This is a genomic window from Brevibacterium antiquum CNRZ 918, assembly GCF_900169145.1.
Taxonomy (GTDB): domain Bacteria; phylum Actinomycetota; class Actinomycetes; order Actinomycetales; family Brevibacteriaceae; genus Brevibacterium; species Brevibacterium koreense.
In genome coordinates, this window is the sequence record NZ_FXZD01000014.1 from 1 (window position 1) to 17,912 (window position 17,912).

A 17,912-nucleotide genomic window follows, 5' to 3' on the forward strand; every position below is an offset into this window, starting at 1 on the left:
TGGAAACGTCCTTGTCGACCATGACCCCATCGTCGTCGTGTCTATGTCCCCGGGTGAAGAGTCTGGCGGGGAAATTTATGTGAGGCACGACCCTTGGCTACGCGGGGACTATCTATGAGTCTCGTCGGCGTCTTGCATGACTTGACCGGTTGCTATAGACTTGATATTTGCGTTGATCTGCCTGTGGCGTGCCTTCATATAGCGGGGGGCACCTCAGTTCCACTCAAGTGAACCACGTTGTCGCCCGGTGTCGAAGTCTGACACACCCGGGGCCGTCGATGTGACTTCGGGTGGAGGGTCAACCTATCAATTGGTGAAGCACTCGGAAGGATCCCATTGGCCGCCGCCAACGATAACACCAGGACCGCTAACGCCCCCAAGAGAATCTCCTTCGCGAAGATTCGCGAACCGCTCGAGGTTCCCGATCTGCTCGGTCTGCAGACGGATAGCTTCGATTGGCTCATCGGCTCAGAAGCGTGGCAGGACCGCGTCGCCGAAGCCATCGAAATCGGAGACGATTCCGTCGCAACCACCTCGGGACTCGAAGACATCTTCGAAGAGATCTCACCGATCGAGGACTTCGGTGGATCGATGTCACTGTCGTTCCGGGAGCATCGGTTCGAAGCTGCCAAGTACTCCATTGATGAGTGCAAGGAACGCGACATGACCTATTCGGCGCCACTGTATGTGACCGCCGAATTCATGAACAACAACACGGGTGAGATCAAGAGCCAGACGGTCTTCATGGGTGATTTCCCGCTGATGACCGACAAGGGCACGTTCATCGTCAACGGCACCGAGCGCGTTGTCGTCTCGCAGCTCGTGCGTTCGCCCGGCGCCTACTTCGAGTCCAGCGTCGACAAGACCACTGACAAGGACATCTTCACCGCGAAGATCATCCCTTCCCGTGGTGCCTGGCTGGAGTTCGAGGTCGACAAGCGCGACCAGGTCGGCGTGCGTCTTGACCGCAAGCGCAAGCAGTCCGTGACTGTTCTGCTCAAGGCCCTCGGCTGGTCCGAAGCGAAGATCCTCGAGGAGTTCGGCGAGTTCGAGTCGATCCGCGAGACCATGGCCAAGGACACGGTCAACACGCAGGACGAAGCGCTGCTCGACATCTACAAGAAGCTGCGCCCGGCAGAGCCCGCGACCGCTGAAGCGGCACGCAACCTGCTCAACAACCTGTACTTCAACCCCAAGCGCTACGATCTGGCCAAGGTCGGCCGCTACAAGGTCAACCGCAAGCTGGGTGTCGACGCACCGCTGAGCGACTCGGTCCTCTCGACCGATGACGTGGTTGCGACCATTCGCTACCTCGTGTCCCTGCACGCCGGGGTCGACACCTCCAAGGGTGTCCGTGACGGCGAGAACATCGAGCTCAACGTCAAGCTCGATGACATCGACCACTTCGGCAACCGTCGTATCCGTGCAGTCGGCGAACTCATCGAGAACCAGGTCCGCACCGGACTCTCTCGCATGGAGCGTGTCGTTCGTGAGCGCATGACGACCCAGGACGTTGAAGCGATCACGCCTCAGACCCTGATCAACATCCGCCCAGTGGTGGCTGCGATCAAGGAGTTCTTCGGCACCTCGCAGCTCTCGCAGTTCATGGATCAGAACAACCCGCTCGCGGGTCTGACTCACAAGCGCCGTCTGTCCGCTCTGGGACCCGGTGGCCTCTCGCGTGACCGTGCCGCCATGGAAGTCCGTGACGTCCACCCGTCGCACTACGGGCGCATGTGCCCGATCGAGACTCCCGAAGGCCCGAACATCGGTCTGATCGGTTCGCTGGCCTCCTATGCCCGCATCAACCCGTTCGGCTTCATCGAAACGCCTTACCGCAAGGTCGTCGACGGTGTCGTCACCGATGACACCGAGTACCTCACTGCCGACGACGAGCTCGAGTTCAACATCGCGCAGGCCAATGCGCCGTTGACCGAAGAGCAGCGCTTCGCTGAAGTCGAAGTTCTTGCGCGTCCTAAGGGCGGCGGAGGAGAAGCCGAACTGGTTCAGTACGACACGATTGACTTCATGGACGTCTCCGCACGTCAGATGGTGTCTGTTGCGTCCGCACTGATTCCGTTCCTCGAGCACGATGACGCGAACCGTGCCCTCATGGGTGCGAACATGCAGCGTCAGGCTGTGCCGCTGGTGATGTCGGAGTCCCCGGTCGTGGGAACCGGCATGGAATACCGTGCCGCTGTCGACGCCGGCGATGTCATCACTGCCGATCGCCCGGGCGTCGTCACAGAGGTGTCTGCCGACTTCGTCACCGTCCTCGCCGACGATGGCACGATGCAGACCTACCGCGCCTCGAAGTTCAAGCGTTCCAACCACGGAACCTCGTACAACCAGCGCATCATCGTCGACGAAGGCGATCGTGTCGAGCCGGGCACTGTCCTGGCGGACGGACCGTCCACTCAGAACGGTGAGATGGCTCTGGGTAAGAACCTTCTCGTGGCGTTCATGTCCTGGGAAGGTTACAACTTCGAGGATGCGATCATCCTCTCCCAGCGTCTTGTTCAGGACGATGTTCTGTCCTCGATCCACATCGAGGAGCACGAGGTCGATGCTCGCGACACCAAGCTCGGTGCCGAGGAGATCACCCGCGACATTCCGAACATCTCGCCGGATGCTCTGGCCGACCTCGACGACCGTGGAATCATCCGCATCGGCGCCGAAGTCACCGATGGCGACATCCTCGTCGGCAAGGTCACCCCGAAGGGTGAGACCGAGCTGACACCGGAAGAGCGCCTGCTGCGCGCGATCTTCGGTGAGAAATCCCGTGAAGTCCGCGACACCTCACTGCGTGTGCCCCACGGCGAGATCGGCACCGTCATCGGTGTCCGCGTCTTCGACCGCGAGGAAGACGACGAGCTTTCGCCAGGCGTCAACCAGATGGTCCGCGTCTACGTCGCCCAGCGTCGTAAGATCACCATCGGTGACAAGATGGCCGGTCGTCACGGCAACAAGGGTGTCATCTCGACCATCCTGCCCGTTGAGGACATGCCGTTCATGGCCGACGGAACCCCCGTCGACATCATCCTCAACCCCCACGGTGTTCCTCGTCGTATGAACATCGGTCAGGTCTTCGAAGTCCACCTCGGGTGGATCTCGAAGCAGGGTTGGAAGATCGAAGGCAGCCCCGAATGGGCTGCCGACCTGCCGACTGCTGCACGCGAAGCCGAAGCCGGAACCAATCTGGCCACCCCGGTCTTCGACGGTGCACACGAGCAGGAGCTGCGTGGACTGCTGGACTCGACGACTCCGAACCGCGATGGGGATCGCCTCATCGACTCTTCGGGCAAGGCCCAGCTGTTCGACGGTCGCTCAGGTGAGCCGTTCCCGTACCCGATTGCTGTCGGTTACATGTACATGCTCAAGCTCCACCACCTCGTCGACGACAAGATCCATGCCCGCTCGACCGGTCCGTACTCGATGATCACCCAGCAGCCGCTTGGTGGTAAGGCACAGTTCGGCGGTCAGCGCTTCGGTGAGATGGAAGTGTGGGCTCTCGAGGCCTACGGTGCGGCGTACACGCTGCAGGAACTGCTGACGATCAAGTCCGATGACATCCCAGGCCGTGTGAAGGTCTACGAGGCCATCGTCAAGGGCGAGAACCTGCCCGATCCGGGAATCCCCGAGTCGTTCAAGGTCCTCATCAAGGAGATGCAGTCCCTGTGCCTCAACGTCGAAGTTCTGTCTTCGGACGGAGCCGAGGTTGAGATGCGTGACGGTGAGGACGAGGTCTACCGAGCAGCTGAAGAGCTCGGCATCGACTTGTCACGCCGTGAAGCCCAGACCGTAGAAGAAGTCTGAGGACTTCCACTTCAACCGACACAACTTCGCGGTGAACGAGACGTTCATCGCCAGGAAAGAGGATTTACGTGCCTGACGTCAATTTCTTTGATGAGCTACGTATCGGTCTTGCTACCGCGGAATCCATCCGCGGCTGGTCACACGGTGAGGTGAAAAAGCCTGAGACCATCAACTACCGCACACTCAAGCCCGAGAAGGACGGACTCTTCTGCGAGAAGATCTTCGGACCCACTCGTGACTGGGAGTGCGCCTGCGGCAAGTACAAGCGTGTCCGTTTCAAGGGCATCATCTGTGAGCGCTGCGGCGTCGAGGTGACCCGCGCCAAGGTCCGCCGTGAGCGCATGGGACACATTGAGCTGGCCGCACCGGTCACTCACATCTGGTACTTCAAGGGTGTTCCCTCGCGCTTGGGCTACCTGCTGGACTTGGCTCCGAAGGACCTCGAGAAGGTCATCTACTTCGCCGCCTACATGATCACCTCGGTGGATGAGGACTCCCGCCACCGGGATCTGCCCAGCCTGCAGAACAAGATCGACATTGAGAAGCAGCAGATCGGCACTCGCCGTGACGCTGACATCGACCGTCGTGCCAAGAAGCTCGAAGAGGACCTGGCAGCTCTCGAGGCCGACGGCGGCTCCGCCCCGGCCAAGAAGAAGCTGCGTGATGTCGCCGAGAAGGAAATGGAGAAGCTGCGAAAGAACGCCGACCGCGAGGTCGACCGCCTTGAGCAGGTGTGGGACCGGTTCAAGAGCCTTAAGGTCAATGACCTCGAAGGCGACGAGAGCCTGTACCGCGAGATGTTCCACCGTTTCGGTCTCTACTTCACCGGTGCCATGGGCGCCGAGGCGATTCAGAAGCGTCTCCTCGACTTCGACCTCGAGGCCGAATCGGACAAGCTGCGTGAACTGATCGCCACGGGCAAGGGCCAGCGCAAGACCCGCGCCCTGAAGCGTCTCAAGGTCGTCAACGCGTTCCTGACCACTGACAACAACCCCGAGGGCATGGTCCTCGACGTTGTTCCGGTGGTGCCGCCTGAACTGCGCCCGATGGTGCAGCTCGATGGTGGACGTTTCGCCACGTCTGACCTCAACGACCTCTACCGTCGTGTGATCAACCGCAACAACCGCCTCAAGCGTCTGTTGGACCTCGGTGCTCCCGAGATCATCGTCAACAACGAGAAGCGGATGCTGCAGGAAGCCGTCGACTCACTGTTCGACAACGGTCGTCGCGGTCGTCCAGTGACCGGTCCGGGCAACCGTCCGTTGAAGTCACTGTCGGACATGCTCAAGGGCAAGCAGGGACGTTTCCGTCAGAACCTCCTGGGCAAGCGTGTGGACTACTCGGGCCGTTCGGTCATCGTGGTCGGTCCGCAGCTGCGCCTGCACCAGTGCGGTCTGCCCAAGACCATGGCTCTGGAATTGTTCAAGCCCTTCGTGATGAAGCGCCTGGTCGATCTCAACCATGCGCAGAACATCAAGTCGGCAAAGCGCATGGTCGAGCGTCAGCACCCACAGGTGTGGGATGTGCTCGAAGAGGTCATCACCGAACATCCGGTGCTGCTCAACCGTGCACCGACCCTGCACCGTCTGGGTATCCAGGCGTTCGAACCGCAGCTCATCGAGGGCAAGGCCATTCAGCTTCACCCACTCGTCTGCTCGGCATTCAACGCTGACTTCGACGGTGACCAGATGGCCGTTCACCTGCCGTTGAGCCCCGAGGCGCAGGCTGAGGCCCGCATTCTCATGCTCTCCGCCAACAACATTCTCAAGCCTTCGGACGGCAAGCCCGTGACCATGCCCTCACAGGACATGATCATCGGTCTGTACCACCTCACCTCCGAACGCAAGGGACTGGCCGGCGAAGGACGGTCCTTCTCCGGACTCGGCGAAGCCATCATGGCCTTCGATCGTGGAGAGCTGGACCTTGGTTCGCTGATCACGATCCGTCTTGAGAACGTCGTCCCCGGTGACGCTCTCGAGGTTCCTGAAGGTTGGGAAGCCGGCGATCCGCTGGACGTGCAGACCACTCTGGGTCGCGCGCAGTTCAATGATTACCTGCCTGCTGACTACTCGTTCGTGAACTCCACGATCGACAAGAAGGCACTCAGCCGCATCGTGAACTACCTGGCCGAGGAATACCCCAAGGTCGAGGTCGCACACACCCTGGACAACTTCAAGGCTGGCGGCTTCTACTGGGCGACCCGCTCGGGCATCACCATTTCGATGTCAGATGTGGTCTCACCCGAGGCCAAGACCGAGATCCTCGACAACGCCGAGGCCCTCGACACGAAGGTTCAGCAGCAGTATGAACTCGGTGCACTCACCGACGACGAACGCCGCAACGAGCTGGTCAAGCTGTGGACTGAGACGACCGAAAAGGTCGACCAGGTCATGCGGACGAACTTCCCAGAGGAGAACTCAGTTCTGCGTCTGGTGGAGTCCGGTGCATCAGGCAACTGGATGCAGGTCCGTCAGCTGGCCGGTATGCGTGGACTGGTGACGAACCCGAAGGGTGAGATCATCCCTCGTCCGATCGTTTCGAACTACCGTGAGGGACTGTCGGTGCTCGAGTACTTCATCGCCTCGCACGGTGCTCGTAAGGGTCTGGCCGATACTGCTCTGCGTACCGCTGACTCCGGTTACCTGACCCGTCGCCTCGTCGACGTGTCGCAGGACGTCATCGTCCGCACTGCTGAAGCCGATACGAACAAGGGCATCACCCTGCCTGCAGCCGAGCGCGACCACGAGGGCAACCTCGTACCGCACGAGTATGCAGAGACGAGCCTCTACGGCCGTCTCACGGTTTCAGACGTCTCCGACGCCGATGGCAATGTCATCGTGCCGGCGAAGACCGACGTCACCGCAGAGACGATCGATACGCTGGTCGCGGCAGGCATCGAGGAGCTCAAGGTGCACTCTGTGCTCACCGCTGACTCCGACACGCAGATCTCGGCCATGCACTACGGTCGTTCGATGGCCACCGGCAAGCTGGTCGACATCGGCGAGGCTATCGGCACCGTCGCTGCCCAGTCGATCGGTGAGCCGGGAACCCAGCTCACGATGCGTACCTTCCACACCGGTGGTGCGGCCGCGTCCACGGGTGACATCACCCAGGGTCTGCCGCGTGTGACCGAGCTCTTCGAAGCTCGCACACCGAAGGGCTTCGCTCCCATCGCCGAGGCGACCGGACGTGCCAAGGTCGATGACAGCCGCAAGACCCGCTTCGTCGTCATCACACCCGATGACGGGGGCGAAGAGATCGAGCACGCAGTCTCCAAGCGTGCCCGACTGCTCGTCGAGGACGGACAGAACGTCAAGGCCGGCGAACAGCTGGTCATCGGTGCTGTCGATCCGAAGCAGGTGCTGCGCATCCGCGGTCGTCGTGAGGCCGAGCGCTTCCTCGTTGAGCAGGTGCAGAAGGTGTATCGCTCGCAGGGCGTGGGCATCCACGACAAGCACATCGAGGTCATCGTGCGTCAGATGCTGCGTCGCGTGACCGTGATCGAGTCGGGCGATACGAACCTGTTGCCCGGCGAGCTGGTCGACCGTGGTCGTTACCAGGGCGAGAACCGCCGCGTGGTCGCCGAAGGTGGCCAGCCGGCATCGGCTCGTGACGAGCTCATGGGCATCACGAAGGCCTCTCTGGCCACCGATTCGTGGTTGTCCGCCGCGTCCTTCCAGGAGACGACACGCGTCCTCACCGAGGCCGCTATGGAAGGCAAGTCGGACACCCTGCTGGGTCTCAAGGAGAACGTCATCCTCGGTAAGCTCATCCCTGCGGGCACCGGCCTGCAGACACACCGCGATATCGTGGTGGAGCCGACCGAAGAGGCGAAGGCCGAAATGTTCACGAACAGCTACGGTGACTTCTATGCAGGTATCGGCTCCGATTCCGGATCCGCCATCCCGCTGGAGGACTACGACTACGGCGCTTTCAGCTGAAACTGATCGTGTGAGTCGTCGGCAGCCGTGAGGCTGCACCGACAGCCAGAGTGAGAAGGGGCATCCACCATCCGGTGGGTGCCCCTCTTGCGATTCACGCTCCAATCCCACCCCGGCGCTCGCTTCATGTCGCTCCGAAGTCCTCGGCCTGGCCTCCGAATTAGGCGGAATCGGCTGGGAACGACAAACGGTTGGCCGCTTGTGGTCGAAGAAGCTCAAGATCTTCGACCAGAAGGTACCAACCGTTTGTCTGCTGTTGTGATTGTGGGCCACGACGAATCACCAAGTCGTGACCTCAGCGATGGTCCTCGAGGCCAGCGGTGCTCATCCGAAGAGGATCTGAGCCTCATTCCAGCGCTGGAGCGGGACCGTCTTGAGGCGGTCCACGGCCGAGGCCATATCGACCGAGACGATCTCGGTGCCCTTGAGGCTGGCCATCTTGCCCCAGTGGCCATTCTGTGCCAAATCCGCCGCGGCCATTCCCAGCCGCGTCGACAGGACACGGTCGTAGGCGGTGGGGGAGCCGCCTCGCTGCAGGTGCCCGAGGGTGGTGGCACGAGATTCGATTCCCGTGATCTCCTCGATCTTCGGAGCCAGAAAGTCCGCAATCCCGCCGAGGCGGGTCCGTCCTTTGTTGTCGACACCGCGGTCGGCGACCTGTTCGTCGAACCCCTCGGGAATGAACCCTTCGGCCACGACGACGATCGGAGCACGGCCGCGGTCCCTGGCCGATATCACCCAGTCTTCAATCTGGTCGAAGGAGACGGGAAACTCGGGCATGAGGATCGCGTGGGCACCGCCGGCCATCCCAGCGTGCAGGGCGATCCATCCGACGTTGCGGCCCATGACCTCTATGACCATGCACCGGTGATGGGACTCGGCAGTTGTGCGGAGGCGATCGATGGACTCTGTGGCGATGGCCTGTGCGGAGTCGAAGCCGAAGGTATAGTCGGTGCCGCTGAGATCGTTGTCGATGGTCTTCGGGACACCGATGATGTTGAGCCCCTCCTCGGTCACGAGTCGGGAGGCACCGGCAAGAGTCCCTTCGCCACCGATCGCTATGATCGCGTCGATGCCGTGTGAGGACATGACCTCGCGCATCCGATCCGGTCCGCCACCCTCATAAGGGTGGGTGCGGGAGGTGCCCAGGATGGTGCCGCCTCGGCCGGAGAGGCCGCGAACGTCGATCATCGACATGTCGAACATGTCGTCCTCGAGCAGGCCGCGCCAACCATCGCGGATCCCGACGAACGAGGAGTCGTGGGAGCGGATGCCCTTGCGGACTATGCCGCGGATGACAGCGTTGAGTCCGGGGCAGTCGCCGCCGGAGGTGAGCACACCTATCTTCATTCCAATTGCCCCTGATCCTTTGCTCGGTAGCCTTTGGCCAGATGAATGTCATGGCCGGCCATGAAGGAGACTCCCTTGAGAATGAGCGTCCCGTTCGAGCCGTCCCCTTTGGCGGATCCGCGGACCTCATTGCCGGCCATGATGTTGATCGTGTCGTCGCGGATACGCACTCCTGGGGGCACGTAGATGTCGTGGCCGGCCATCATCGAATAGGAGGTCAGAGACACGGTCACTCCTGGGCCCATGGCCTCGCAGAGGTCGACATGGTCACCTCCCATGAGAGCGTAGGTGGTGACTTCGGAGGTGCCCGCAGGGACATCGAGTTCTCGGCCTGACATGATCGCAACGGAATTCATCGGTCTCGCGGAACCGGGCTCGGCTCGTGGAGCCAGAGGCGCCGGTCCGCTGCTGTGGGCGAGGGACGTGCCGGCTGTGGTTCCGCCTCCGGTCTGTGTCTGCAGAGACCGGTAGATGTCATGACCTTCGGGAAGATCGACGATGAGCGGCATCAGCTCATCGAGGTATTTCGCCGATATTGCCTCGTCTTGACGTTCGGCGGTCTCGTCCGGGTCGAGGCGACCGCTGGTGACAGCGTCGGTGATGACTCCGAGGACGGCGTCGCGGTCCTTGTCGGAGGCGCGCAGGCGCGGCGCGGGCGGCTGGTTCGAATCGTCGTGAGCCATGGTGCCCAGTGTAGCGGGGACCACACATTCGCAGGTGAGATCGGGAGTTTTCGAGTCCCACAGGTTGGCCCACACGCCGGGACCGCCGACACCCGAACACTCACAATGGACGACCACGTCCGATGCCACCTCGGATGACGGCAGCGAGGATTACGTGGCGCAGCTCGACTTGAGCCGCTTGCCCCACGATGCCGCGGTCTTCAACCGAGAGGACTGATCCCATCTTCCGCCACGGTGTCCGATTCTGTCCCGGATACGACTGTGCCCCCACCCTGAGTGGTGGGGGCACAGTGGTGAGTCGTCAGATCACTCAGCGGTGCAGGTCGAAGCGGTCTGCTTCGACGAGCTTGCTCCAGGCCTTGACGAAGTCGTTGACGAACTTCTCCTGGGCGTCATCGGAGGCGTACACCTCGGCGAGGGCGCGTAGTTCGGAGTTGGCACCGAAGAGCAGGTCGATCCGGCTTCCGGTCCACAGTTTCTCACCGGCAGGGGAGAAGCACTCGTAGACGTTGGCGGACTCGGACTCACCGACCGGCTTCCAGGTGTTGCCCAGTTCCAGGAGGTTGACGAAGAAGTCGTTCGTCAGCTCACCGGGACGGTCGGTGAACACACCGAGATCGGAGTCCTGGTAGTTCGCGCCGAGGACGCGCAGGCCACCGATGAGCACAGTCATCTCCGAAGGAGTCAGTCCGAGCAGGCTGGCTCTGTCCAGGAGGAGGAACTCGGCTGACAGAGGAAGATCCTCTGTCAGGTAATTGCGGAATCCGTCGTGAGTCGGCTCCAGGTGGGAGAACGAGGCGACGTCGGTCTGTTCCTGGGTGGCGTCCCCACGGCCGGTGGTCACAGGAACGCTGATATCACGGCCAGCGGCCTGCGCAGCGGTTTCGACACCGACCGCACCGGCGATCGCCAGAACATCGGCGAACGAGGCACCGTTGTCTGCCGCGATGCCTTCGAGGACGGTGATGACCGCGGACAGTTTCGCTGGTTCGTTGACTTCCCAGCTCTTCTGCGGTTCGAGACGCAGACGTCCGCCGGTGACTCCGCCGCGGAAGTCTGAGACGCGGTGGGATGATGCTGCTGCCCAGGTGGTCGAGACCAGCTGGGAGACGCTCAGCCCGGAGTTGCGCACGGCAGTCTTGACGGCTTCGAGCTGGCTGCCATCGAGCGGGGTGCCGGCCGGAACCGGGTCCTGCCAGATGAGCTCTTCGCTGGGCACCTCAGGCCCGAGATAGCGGGTGGCGGGCCCCATATCGCGGTGGGTGAGCTTGAACCACGCACGAGCGAAGGCGTCTTCGAAGGTCTTCTGGTCGTCCTTGAATCGCCGCGAGATCTCACCGTAGATGGGATCGAAACGCAGAGACAGGTCGGTGGTGAGCATGCGCGGTTCACGACGTCCGTCGCCCTGCGCCATCGGGACCATGTCATCTCCGCCGCCGTCGATCGGGCGCCACTGCAGATGTCCGCCTTCGTTCTCGAAGACCTCCCACTCATACGCGAAGAGGATGTGGAAGAACTCGTTGTCCCAGCGTGTGGGGTGATAGGTCCAGGTGACCTCGATGCCGCTGCCGACGGTGTCGTTGCCCTGCCCGGTGCCGAAGTCGCTCTTCCACCCAAGACCCATCTCCTCGAGCGGTGCCGCCTCAGGGTCTCCACCCTTGTGGGATTCCGGGGCTGCGCCGTGAGTTTTGCCGAAGGTGTGGCCGCCGGCGATCAGGGCGACGGTCTCCTCGTCGTCCATCGCCATTCTGGCGAAGGTGTCGCGGATGTCGATGGCTGCGGCCAGCGGGTCTGGCTTGCCCTCGGGGCCTTCGGGGTTGACGTAGATGAGGCCCATGGTCGTTGCGGCAAGTGGCTTCTGCAATTCGCGGTTTCCCACATAGCGTTTGTCGGTGCCCAGCCATTCGGTCTCTGAACCCCAGTAGACGTCATTGTCGGGCTCCCACACGTCCCTGCGGCCACCGGCGTAGCCGAAGGTCTTGAAGCCCATTGACTCCAGTCCCACGTTTCCGGCGAGGATGAACAGGTCGGCCCAGGAGATCTTCTTGCCGTACTTCTTCTTGACTGGCCAGAGCAGGCGACGAGCCTTGTCGAGACCGACGTTGTCAGGCCAGGAATTCAGGGGGGCGAAGCGCTGCTGTCCCTCGCCGCCGCCGCCGCGTCCGTCCTGAACTCGGTAGGTTCCGGCCGAATGCCAGGCCATGCGGACCATGAACGGGCCGTAGTGTCCGAAGTCGGCGGACCACCAGTCGGCATTCGTCTTCTGCAGCTCTTCGATATCGGCCTTGAGCGCGTAGTAGTCGAGACTGGCGAATTCGGCATCGTAGTCGAAGTCCTCGTCCATAGGGTCGCGTGCCGGCTGGTTCTTGGCCAGGATCTTGAGGTTGAGACGGTTGGGCCACCAATGCGAGTTGGCGTCGCCCTGGCTGGGATCAACCAGTGAGTCGGCATCGGGCGCCGTTGGCGCAGACGCAGTCGTGTGGGCGACTGGACAGCCTCCGGTGATGGAAGTCTCGGTCATAGTGTTCCTTTCACATTCGAGTCCCGTGAGGGCCCGGTTGAAGACAAAGGTGTGGCTTTGTCAAAGTTTGGATCGGCTCAGACGGCCGAGGCTGGTTCGGGATGCCCAGAAGACGCTGCAGACGCAGCGCAGTCAGGACACAGACCCCAGAAAGTGATTTCAGCCTGTTCGATGATGAACCCTGCGTCGTGTGAAGGGGTCAAACAGGGGGCCTGTCCGACCGCACAGTCAACATCGACGATGAGATTGCATGACCGGCACACGAGGTGGTGATGATTGTCCCCGATGCGCCGCTCGTAGCGGGCAACGGACCCGGACGGCTGAATGCACCGAACGAGTCCAACCTCGGTGAGTGTGTGCAACGAGTCGTACACCGCCTGATGCGACACCTCGGGGAGGTTTTCCCGGACAGCGCGGATGACGGTCTCGGTGTCTGCGTGCTGGTGATCGCACACAGCCGCCAGAACCGCGACCCTCTGTTTCGTCACGCGAAGGGAACTGTTCCGCAGTGCTGCGGTCGGTTCGGATTCGTGCCTATGCTTGTTCTCAGCCACAGCTACAGCTTGCCGCCTTTTCTTGAATCAGTCAAGGAAGCGAATTCTCCGGGTGCACGGGCGATCGACCGTCATCTGCCTCGTGTTTCAATTCGCGGAGAGTGTCTGCACCGGGGGAGCGGCGGCTGTGTCGTGCAGCGCACAGTCGTTGGTTTTGACCAGATGCACGCGACCGCGATATTCTAGGATGCGACTGATTGTGTTATCTGCGTCGGCGAACGACCATACCGGATGTTTTGTGAGATCCGGGTTCATTGTGAAAGTTCGTCAGAGGCAGGCCGCGGACGTGTCATTCTGCATAGGTTGCGTGTCATTGCGACACGCCCGAGTGCAGGGTTCAGTGCGTCACGCGAATACTGGCATCGGGCGTGAAGCTTCACCCGGTGTCCAGTCGGATATGTCCCACGGTTCACAAACATGGCTGATGTCATGGCCAACGTTGGGAATTAGGTTTATCGAGAAGCAAATGGAGAACGCTTAGTGCCGACAATCCAGCAGCTCGTCCGCAAGGGACGACATGTCAAATCCGCAGGATCCGACGCTCCTGCTCTGAAGAGCAGCCCGCAGCGTCGTGGAGTGTGCACCCGTGTGTACACCACTACACCCAAGAAGCCGAACTCGGCTCTTCGCAAGGTCGCTCGCGTCAAGCTTTCGAGCCAGATCGAAGTGACTGCCTACATTCCAGGCGAAGGACACAACCTGCAGGAGCACTCGATCGTGCTCGTGCGCGGTGGTCGTGTCAAGGACCTGCCAGGTGTGCGCTACCGAATCGTTCGCGGTTCACTTGACACCCAGGGTGTCAAGGGTCGCCAGCAGGCACGCAGCAAGTACGGTGCGAAGAGGGAGAAGAAGTAATGCCACGTAAAGGTCCTGCACCCAAGCGACCGATCGTCATTGACCCGGTCTTCAGTTCGCCGATCGTCACGCAGCTGATCAACAAGATCCTGCTCGACGGAAAGCGTTCGACCGCTGAGCGCATCGTCTACGGTGCTCTTGAAGGTACCCGTGAGAAGAACGGCAATGACCCAGTTGTCAACCTGAAGAAGGCTCTCGACAACATCCGCCCATCCCTCGAGGTTCGCTCCCGCCGTGTCGGTGGCGCAACCTACCAGGTTCCGGTCGATGTTCGTCCGGTTCGTTCGACGACTTTGGCACTGCGCTGGCTCGTGGCATACTCCCGCCAGCGTCGTGAGAAGACGATGACCGAACGCCTCATGAATGAGATTCTCGATGCGAGCAACGGCCTCGGCGCTGCTGTGAAGCGTCGCGAAGACACCCACAAGATGGCCGAGTCCAACAAGGCCTTCGCCCACTACCGCTGGTAATCGTTCCTCCCCGGAACCCTGGCCGGCAGGCGTCATTCGGCGCCTGCCGGCCAGGTAACGGGGGAGTCGATCACATCATCGAGTGAGAGAGAGACACCGTGGCACTTGACGTGCTCACCGACCTGAACAAGGTCCGCAACATCGGCATCATGGCCCACATCGATGCTGGTAAGACAACCACGACCGAACGCATCCTTTACTACACCGGTGTGAACTACAAAATCGGCGAGACCCACGACGGCGCGTCGACGATGGACTGGATGGACCAGGAGCAGGAACGCGGCATCACGATCACGTCGGCTGCCACCACCTGCTACTGGCACGACAACCAGATCAACATCATCGACACCCCGGGCCACGTCGACTTCACCGTCGAGGTTGAGCGCTCGCTGCGCGTCCTCGACGGCGCCGTCGCCGTCTTCGACGGTAAGGAAGGCGTTGAACCGCAGTCCGAGACCGTGTGGCGTCAGGCTGACAAGTACGACGTGCCGCGCGTGTGCTTCGTCAACAAGATGGACAAGCTCGGGGCTGACTTCTACTTCACCGTCGACACCATCAGGGAACGTCTCGGAGCCAAGCCGCTGGTCATTCAGCTGCCAATCGGTTCCGAGTCCGACTTCGAGGGCGTCGTCGACCTTCTTGAGATGAAGGCCTTCATCTGGCCTGATGAGTCCAAGAAGGGTCAGGACATGACCGAGATCGAGATCCCGGCGGATCTTCAGGACAAGGCTGTGGAATACCGCGCCAAGCTCGTCGAGGATGTTGCTGAAGCCAGTGATGAGCTCATGGAGAAGTACCTTGAGGGCGAAGAGATCTCCATCGATGAGATCAAGGGCGGCATCCGCTCTCTCGTCGTCAACTCCACGGCGTTCCCGGTCATGTGTGGTTCGGCATACAAGAACAAGGGCGTCCAGCCCATGCTCAATGCCGTCATCGACTACCTCCCCTCGCCTCTCGAGGTTCCTCCCATGGTCGGAGAGAACCCCCGTGACGAGGATGAGAAGCTGACCCGCAAGCCCTCCGTCGATGAGCCCTTCTCGGCTCTCGCCTTCAAGGTGGCTACCCACGCGTTCTTCGGTACGCTGACATACGTTCGCGTGTATTCCGGAAAAGTGAAGTCGGGCGAACAGGTTCTCAACTCCACGAGCGGCAAGAAGGAGCGCGTAGGCAAGCTCTTCCAGATGCACTCCAACAAGGAGAACCCTGTCGAAGAGGCCATCGCCGGGCACATCTACGCGTTCATCGGTCTCAAAGAGACAACCACCGGTGACACACTGTGTGACCCCAGCCATCCGATCGCTCTTGAGTCGATGACCTTCCCTGAGCCGGTCATCTCTGTGGCTATTGAGCCCAAGACCAAGAGTGACCAGGAGAAGCTGTCGGCCGCCATTCAGAAGTTCGTCAGGGAAGACCCGACATACCGGGTCGAACTGGACGTGGAGACGGGTCAGACTGTCATCCGCGGGATGGGCGAGCTTCACCTCGACATCCTCGTTGACCGCATGCGTCGCGAGTTCAAGGTCGAGGCGAACGTCGGCAAGCCGCAGGTCGCCTACCGCGAGACCATTCGTCGCACTGTCGAGAAATACGATTACACCCACAAGAAGCAGACGGGTGGATCAGGTCAGTTCGCGAAGGTCCAGGTCACCTTCGAACCTCTCGAGGTTGAAGGCGATACGATCTACGAGTTCGAGAATGCTGTCACGGGCGGACGAATTCCGCGTGAGTACATCCCGAGCGTGGACGCCGGCATCCAGGACGCCATGCAGCTTGGCGTCCTCGCCGGTTACCCGATGGTCGGCGTCAAGGCCACACTGATCGACGGCGCCTACCACGATGTCGACTCTTCGGAGATGGCATTCAAGATCGCCGGATCGATGGTCTTCAAGGAGGCCGTTCAGAAGGCTAAGCCGGTTCTGCTGGAACCGGTCATGGACGTCGAGGTGCGCACCCCTGAGGAATACATGGGTGACGTCATCGGCGATATCAATTCCCGACGTGGCCAGATCCAGTCGATGGACGATGCTTCCGGTGTGAAGGTCGTCAAGGCTGTGGTCCCGTTGTCGGAGATGTTCGGTTACATCGGTGATCTGCGGTCGAAGACCCAGGGCCGTGCGGTGTACTCGATGACTTTCTCCAGCTATGCGGAGGTCCCCAAGGCAGTCGCCGAGGAGATCGTCCAGAAGATGCGTGGCGGAGAGTAATCTCCGGTCCCCGGTCGCCACGGTGAGCAAGAACATGCTCACCGAAATGAAAGATAACCAACAAAGGTCTAAGATATGAACCGCATATCTTTTGCCAACCACGAGGAGGAACCCAGTGGCAAAGGCTAGTTTCGATAGGACTAAGCCGCACGTCAACATTGGCACCATCGGCCACGTTGACCACGGAAAGACCACCTTGACCGCCGCAATCACCAAGGTGTTGGCGGACAAGTACCCAGATCTCAATGAGGCTCGCGCCTTCGACCAGGTGGATAACGCACCTGAGGAGAAGGAGCGCGGCATCACCATCAACGTCTCTCACGTTGAATACCAGACCGAGAAGCGTCACTACGCTCACGTCGATGCCCCTGGTCACGCCGACTACATCAAGAACATGATTACCGGTGCTGCCCAGATGGACGGCGCAATCCTCGTGGTTGCCGCCACCGACGGTCCGATGCCGCAGACTCGTGAGCACGTCCTGCTCGCGCGTCAGGTTGGTGTGCCCTACATCGTCGTCGCGCTGAACAAGTCCGACATGGTCGATGACGAGGAGCTCATTGAGCTCGTCGACTTCGAGGTGCGCGATCTGCTCTCGAGCCAGGACTTTGACGGCGACAACGCTCCCGTCATCCCTGTGTCCGCTCTCAAGGCGCTGGAAGGCGACGAGAAGTGGGTCAAGAGCGTCGAAGATCTCATGCAGGCCGTGGATGATAACGTTCCCGAGCCGGAGCGCGACATCGACAAGCCCTTCCTCATGCCTGTGGAAGACGTCTTCACGATCACCGGTCGTGGAACCGTCGTCACCGGTCGTGTGGAGCGCGGCGTCCTGCTGCCCAACGATGACATTGAAATCGTTGGCATCAAGGAGAAGTCGTCCAAGACGACCGTCACCGCAATCGAGATGTTCCGCAAGACTCTGCCTGACGCACGTGCAGGCGAGAACGTCGGACTGCTCCTGCGTGGAACGAAGCGCGAAGATGTGGAGCGCGGACAGGTCATCTGCAAGCCAGGATCGATCACACCTCACACCAACTTTGAGGGCCAGGTCTACATCCTGAGCAAGGACGAGGGTGGACGTCACAACCCGTTCTACTCGAACTACCGTCCTCAGTTCTACTTCCGCACCACGGACGTCACCGGCGTCATCACGCTGCCTGAGGGCACCGAGATGGTCATGCCCGGCGACAACACCGACATGTCGGTCGAGCTGATCCAGCCGATCGCTATGGAAGAGGGCCTCCGCTTCGCTATCCGCGAGGGTGGACGCACCGTCGGCGCTGGTCGAGTCACCAAGATCACCGCCTGATATACCATCGGTCATCGAGGCTGATGCCTTGAGTTCGGGACTTCGGTCCTGAACGATCGATTCGGAACCCCGGCCCATTGGACCGGGGTTCCGTGCATTCACAAAGAGGCACCGCCTCGGCACGCGATGCAACCGACGCGCGGCGCCAGACCATCATGAAATGGCTCACAAGACGGATGCCTGGAATTGCGCCGATGAAGTGCTCTATG

10 protein-coding genes are annotated in these 17,912 nt (G+C 61.1%); 6 read left to right on the forward strand and 4 right to left on the reverse strand.

All coding sequences use genetic code 11. The features are described 5' to 3' along the window. Positions 1-336 precede the first annotated feature (336 nt). Both rpoB and BANT918_RS15045 read left to right on the forward strand, forming a co-directional pair. Positions 337-3,816 carry a DNA-directed RNA polymerase subunit beta gene (gene rpoB / locus BANT918_RS15040; RefSeq protein ID WP_101621012.1) on the forward strand — a complete coding sequence of 1,160 codons (3,480 nt, stop codon included), beginning with the start codon at positions 337-339 and terminating at the stop codon, positions 3,814-3,816. 68 nt (positions 3,817-3,884) lie between these two features. Further along, the gene (locus BANT918_RS15045; protein ID WP_101621013.1) at positions 3,885-7,757 is read left to right on the forward strand and encodes a DNA-directed RNA polymerase subunit beta'; all 3,873 of its coding nucleotides are present in this window, start codon (positions 3,885-3,887) and stop codon (positions 7,755-7,757) included. A 324-nt stretch (positions 7,758-8,081) separates the two neighbouring features. Here BANT918_RS15045 and BANT918_RS15050 read toward each other — a convergent pair whose 3' ends face one another. The 4 genes from BANT918_RS15050 to BANT918_RS15065 all read right to left on the reverse strand — a co-directional run bounded on the left by BANT918_RS15050 (position 8,082) and on the right by BANT918_RS15065 (position 12,865). Next, positions 8,082-9,107, reverse strand: a complete 1,026-nt coding sequence (locus BANT918_RS15050; RefSeq protein WP_101621014.1) for a 6-phosphofructokinase — start codon at positions 9,105-9,107, stop codon at positions 8,082-8,084. Further along, positions 9,104-9,790, reverse strand: coding sequence for a DUF1707 SHOCT-like domain-containing protein (locus BANT918_RS15055; RefSeq protein WP_101621049.1), 687 nt, complete (start codon positions 9,788-9,790; stop codon positions 9,104-9,106). The genes BANT918_RS15050 and BANT918_RS15055 overlap by 4 nt, the downstream gene beginning before the upstream one ends. Before the next feature lie 310 nt (positions 9,791-10,100). Continuing rightward, positions 10,101-12,311: a catalase/peroxidase HPI gene (gene katG, locus BANT918_RS15060; protein ID WP_101621015.1), complete on the reverse strand. Its 2,211-nt coding sequence runs from the start codon at positions 12,309-12,311 to the stop codon at positions 10,101-10,103. 77 nt (positions 12,312-12,388) lie between these two features. Further along, complete coding sequence (locus tag BANT918_RS15065) at positions 12,389-12,865, reverse strand: Fur family transcriptional regulator (protein ID WP_101621016.1); 477 nt, start codon at positions 12,863-12,865, stop codon at positions 12,389-12,391. Between the two features lie 480 nt (positions 12,866-13,345). Here BANT918_RS15065 and rpsL point away from each other — a divergent pair, with 480 nt between their 5' ends. From rpsL to tuf, 4 genes are all read left to right on the forward strand, one after another. Next, complete coding sequence (gene rpsL, locus BANT918_RS15070; protein ID WP_101621017.1) at positions 13,346-13,720, forward strand: 30S ribosomal protein S12; 375 nt, start codon at positions 13,346-13,348, stop codon at positions 13,718-13,720. Further along, positions 13,720-14,190, forward strand: a complete 471-nt coding sequence (gene rpsG, locus BANT918_RS15075; RefSeq protein WP_009883572.1) for a 30S ribosomal protein S7 — start codon at positions 13,720-13,722, stop codon at positions 14,188-14,190. Before rpsL ends, rpsG begins: the two co-directional genes overlap by 1 nt. Positions 14,191-14,288: 98 nt before the next feature. Continuing rightward, the gene (gene fusA, locus BANT918_RS15080) at positions 14,289-16,394 is read left to right on the forward strand and encodes an elongation factor G (protein WP_101621018.1); all 2,106 of its coding nucleotides are present in this window, start codon (positions 14,289-14,291) and stop codon (positions 16,392-16,394) included. 115 nt (positions 16,395-16,509) lie between these two features. Next, positions 16,510-17,703, forward strand: a complete 1,194-nt coding sequence (tuf, locus tag BANT918_RS15085; RefSeq protein WP_101621019.1) for an elongation factor Tu — start codon at positions 16,510-16,512, stop codon at positions 17,701-17,703. The last annotated feature ends 209 nt before the right edge of the window (positions 17,704-17,912 follow it).

What these genes read in the sequence shown, in the direction of transcription:
- BANT918_RS15050 (WP_101621014.1), bottom strand. Translation starts at nt 9,107, where the DNA reads ATGAAGATAGGTGTGCTCACCTCCGGCGGCGACTGCCCCGGACTCAAC.
- BANT918_RS15055 (WP_101621049.1), bottom strand. Translation starts at nt 9,790, where the DNA reads ATGGCTCACGACGATTCGAACCAGCCGCCCGCGCCGCGCCTGCGCGCC.
- katG (WP_101621015.1), bottom strand. Translation starts at nt 12,311, where the DNA reads ATGACCGAGACTTCCATCACCGGAGGCTGTCCAGTCGCCCACACGACT.
- rpsG (WP_009883572.1), top strand. Translation starts at nt 13,720, where the DNA reads ATGCCACGTAAAGGTCCTGCACCCAAGCGACCGATCGTCATTGACCCG.